The organism is Pseudostreptobacillus sp. (assembly GCF_977040545.1).
Map to the genome: position 1 here is coordinate 1 of NZ_CDRRBS010000089.1, position 4,122 is coordinate 4,122.

At 26.7% G+C, this 4,122-nt stretch carries 4 protein-coding genes; 3 read left to right on the forward strand and 1 reads right to left on the reverse strand.

Going from position 1 to position 4,122, the window contains the following annotated elements; genetic code table 11:
• From ACWYO2_RS05015 to ACWYO2_RS05025, 3 genes are all read left to right on the forward strand, one after another.
• A partial coding sequence (locus tag ACWYO2_RS05015; RefSeq protein ID WP_455515389.1) for an epoxyqueuosine reductase QueH occupies window positions 1-619 on the forward strand: 619 nt, incomplete at its 5' end.
• On the forward strand, window positions 616-1,827 hold the full coding sequence (locus ACWYO2_RS05020) for an NAD(P)/FAD-dependent oxidoreductase (RefSeq protein ID WP_455515390.1): 1,212 nt from the start codon (window positions 616-618) through the stop codon (window positions 1,825-1,827). The genes ACWYO2_RS05015 and ACWYO2_RS05020, both read left to right, overlap by 4 nt.
• Window positions 1,828-1,837: 10 nt before the next feature.
• On the forward strand, window positions 1,838-3,430 hold the full coding sequence (locus ACWYO2_RS05025) for an NAD(P)/FAD-dependent oxidoreductase (protein WP_455515391.1): 1,593 nt from the start codon (window positions 1,838-1,840) through the stop codon (window positions 3,428-3,430).
• Between the two features lie 34 nt (window positions 3,431-3,464).
• Here the strand turns inward: ACWYO2_RS05025 and ACWYO2_RS05030 are convergent.
• Window positions 3,465-4,122: toxin-antitoxin system YwqK family antitoxin (locus tag ACWYO2_RS05030; RefSeq protein WP_455515392.1), on the reverse strand; the 658-nt coding region annotated here is incomplete at its 5' end.

The following is a 4,122-nucleotide window of genomic DNA, read 5'->3' on the forward strand; positions in this document are numbered from 1 at the left end:
TAAACTGGTTGATGACTGGAAAAAAAGCGAAGTAAGGCCCAAAATACTTATTCACAGCTGTTGTGCGCCATGCAGTACATACACTCTTGAATTTCTTTCAGAATATGCTGATGTTACTGTACTTTTTGCCAATTCCAATATTCATCCTAAATCAGAATATGAAAAAAGAGCAAGAGTTCAAGAAGAGTTTATACTAGAATTTAATAAAAGAACTGGTAATAATGTAGGTTTTATAGAAGATGAATATAATCCTAAATATTTTGTTGAATTAACTAAGGGAGAAGAGTTTGAACCAGAAGGTGGTAAAAGATGTATAACATGTTTTCAAATGCGTTTAGATATAGTTGCAAATTATGCTAAAAAAATGGGATTTGATTATTTTGGATCAGCACTTACATTATCTCCTAAGAAAAATTCAAAATTGATAAACGAACTTGGATTTGAAGTGCAGGAAATATATGATGTTAAATATCTTCCTTCTGATTTTAAAAAGAATAATGGTTATAAAAGAAGTATAGAATTATGTAATGAATATGATGTATATAGACAATGTTATTGTGGGTGTATATTTGCTCTTAGAGATCAGTTAAAACAACAAAAAGAAAGAGAAAATTTATGAATATAGGTATAATTGGAGCTGGGGCATCAGGAGTAGTTCTTGCTATATTATTAGCAGAAAAAGGTTATGAAGTAACTGTTATTGAAAGAAAAGATAGAATATTAAAAAAATTATTAGTTACAGGTAATGGTACTTGTAATTATACTAATGTTAATGCAAGTTATTCAAATTATTTTTCAATAGACAAAGAAATAAGTAAAGATATATTTGAAGATTTTTCGTATAAAGATGTACTAGAATTTTTTTCAAATATTGGAATTGAACCTTCAATTGAAGATAGTGGTAAAGTATATCCAAACTCATATCAAGCTTCTTCAGTTGTAGATGCTTTAAGATTCAAACTTGAAAGTTTTGAAAATGTAAATATAGTTTTAAATGAAGAAGTTGAAAAGATAAGAAAGAAAAATAATAAATTTAATATAACAACGAATAATAGAGAATATATATTTGATAATATTGTATTAGCTACAGGGGGTAATTCATATAAAGAACTGGGTTCTAATGGTAGTGGATATATACTAGCTTCTAAAATGGGTCATACTTCAACTGAGTTATACCCAATATTAGTACAACTTAAGTCGGAAAAAGAATATGTTAAAGGATTAGAAGGCGTTAAACTTCCTGTTATATTAAAAGCTTTTGTTAAAAATGAAAAAATAAGAGAAGATAAAAATGAGTTGTTATTTACCCCTTATGGTATATCAGGTCCAACAGTATTTAATTTATCATATTTAACAGCTTTATATGGATTTGAAAATATAGACTTTTATGTTGATTTCTTACCGAATATAGATAAAAAAGAATTGAAAAAAAACATATATGATAGGATTTATAAATTAGGTTATTTAAATTCTGAGTATCTTTTAAATGGTTTGGTTAATAAAAAACTAGCTGTATTTTTGCTTAAAAAATCTGGTGTTGAAAAATTAGATGTTAAAGTTTCTGAAATAAATAAGAGTATAATTGATAAATTAGTAGATAATTTAAAAAATTATCATATTAAAGTATATGATACAATGGGATTTTCTAACGCACAAGTAACTGCTGGAGGAATAAGATTAAGTGAAGTTAATAATATAACGTTCGAATCAAATATTATTAAAGGGTTATATATAATAGGAGAAGTATTAGATGTTTTTGGAGACTGTGGAGGGTATAATCTTACTTGGTGTTTTATGACCTCATTTGCAGTTGCTAGATGTTTTTAAGGGGAGTGAAATGTTAAGAATAACTAATGTTAAAGTAGATGTTAAACATGATTTAAATGATGTAATAGAAACTATAAAAGAATTATTAAATATTACAAATGTAACCGATGTTAGAATTAATAATAAATCTATAGATGCAAGAAACAAAAATAATATAAAGTATGTATATTCTATAGATTTTAATAGTGATGATATATTAGATGCTGAAATAGAAAATTATAAAAATTTACAAGTGGTAGAAGAATATATATATCCTCAAAAAATAGTAGAAAATTTTAAAGGATTGAGACCTGTTATTATAGGTACAGGGCCTGCTGGTATGTTTGCTGGATTAATACTTGCTCAGGCTAATTTAAAACCTATAATTATAGAAAGAGGAGAATCAGTAAGAGAAAGAGAAAAAACGGTATATAATTTTTTTAATACAGCCAATTTAAATGTAGAGAGTAATGTTCAATTTGGCGAAGGAGGTGCCGGAACTTTTTCTGATGGTAAACTAACAACAAATACTCATAATATACGAATACAGAAAGTTGTAGAAGAGTTGATAGAATGTGGAGCTAATCCTGAAATAAAATATATATCTAAACCACATTTGGGTACAGATGAATTGATAAAGATAGTTGAAAATATTAGAAATAAAATTGAAAATCTTGGTGGTAAATATTATTTTAATACTAAGTTTATAGATTATACAATTAACTCTAATAATGAATTATCTAGTATAAAATTATTAGATATGAAAAAAAATGAAATTTATGAATTAGAAACTGATAATTTAATATTAGCAATAGGACATAGTGCAAGAGATACTTTTGAAATGTTATATAAAAATAAACTTGAAATGAGTAAAAAGCCTTTTTCTATGGGAGTTAGAATTGAACATAAACAAGATATGATTAATAAAGTTCAATATGGGAAATATAAAGATATATTACCCCCTGCAGAGTATAAACTTAATGCAAGAACTTCAAATAATAGAGGGGTATATACATTTTGTATGTGTCCGGGAGGTGTAGTAGTACCTTCAGCAAGTGAGAAAGGTAGACTTGTTGTTAATGGTATGAGTTATAGTAAAAGAGATTTAGAAAATGCAAATTCTGCAGTTTTAGTTAATGTTATGCCAGATGATTTAAATGACCATGTTCTATCAGGTATGTATTTTCAAAGAGAAATTGAAGAAAAAGCATTTATTTTAGGAGGTTCAGATTATAAAGCACCTGTACAAATGGTTGTTGATTTTATAAATAATAAAAAAACTACAAAAATAGGGAAAGTCAAACCTAGTTATAGTATAGGATATAAGTTGGTAAATATGAATGATTTATTTCCAGAATATATTAGTAGTTCATTGAGAGAAGGATTAAGATTATTTGATAATAAAATTAAAGGATTTGGAAGTGGAGATGCAATTATTACTGGAGTTGAAAGTAGAACTTCTTCGCCTATAAGAATAAATAGAAATGAAAATCTTAATGCTAGTGTTAAGGGAATTATTCCTTCAGGAGAAGGAGCTGGTTATGCAGGGGGTATAATGAGTGCTGCAGTTGATGGTATTAGATGTGCAGAACAAGTTATAGAAAATATATTGAATAATAGTTAGAGGATAGTAAAAAACTATCCTCTATTTTATTTATTTATTCAATTCTTTCTCCAACTTTAAATCCATATTCATAATCAATGATTAGTTTAGTTCCATCTTCTTTATAGAATATAGAAGGCCCAAATAGTTTTCCGTCTCTATAAGACATATCTTTTATAATTTTACCATCATTATAGAATATATGATGACCATCTTTTTTATTTTTTCTATAATTTCTTTCAGATGACAATACTCCATTTTCGTCATAATCAAACCAAGTAGATTTTTCAGGGAAAGATTGATAAAGCTCAGCATAGTATTCTATTAACATTATTTTTCCATCTTCATGGAAAAATACTTGTTCTCCAATGTGATGATTATCTAAGAAATTTTCTATTGATAGTAATATAGGTTTTTCTAATGAATCATTGTCATAAAATATCCATTTATGATCTTGAAATGCTCCGTTTTTCATAGTGAAAATAGATGTTTCATTATGTGTATTTAATATATATTTTCCGCTTCTTTTATTAGGTTGTGTTTCTTCTGGCATAAAGTCAACATAACGTTCTGATTTGATATTTTCTTTAGTTTCAATTAGCTCACCATTTCTATAAACATTTATAGACATTATAAGACCTTCTTTATCGAAACGTAATTGTTCACCATCAAGTAAACCTTCTTTGTAATTAGCGATACCTATAAATTCAGTT

Coding starts and splice junctions, on each gene's coding strand:
- ACWYO2_RS05020 (WP_455515390.1), top strand. CDS start 616: ATGAATATAGGTATAATTGGAGCTGGGGCATCAGGAGTAGTTCTTGCT.
- ACWYO2_RS05025 (WP_455515391.1), top strand. CDS start 1,838: ATGTTAAGAATAACTAATGTTAAAGTAGATGTTAAACATGATTTAAAT.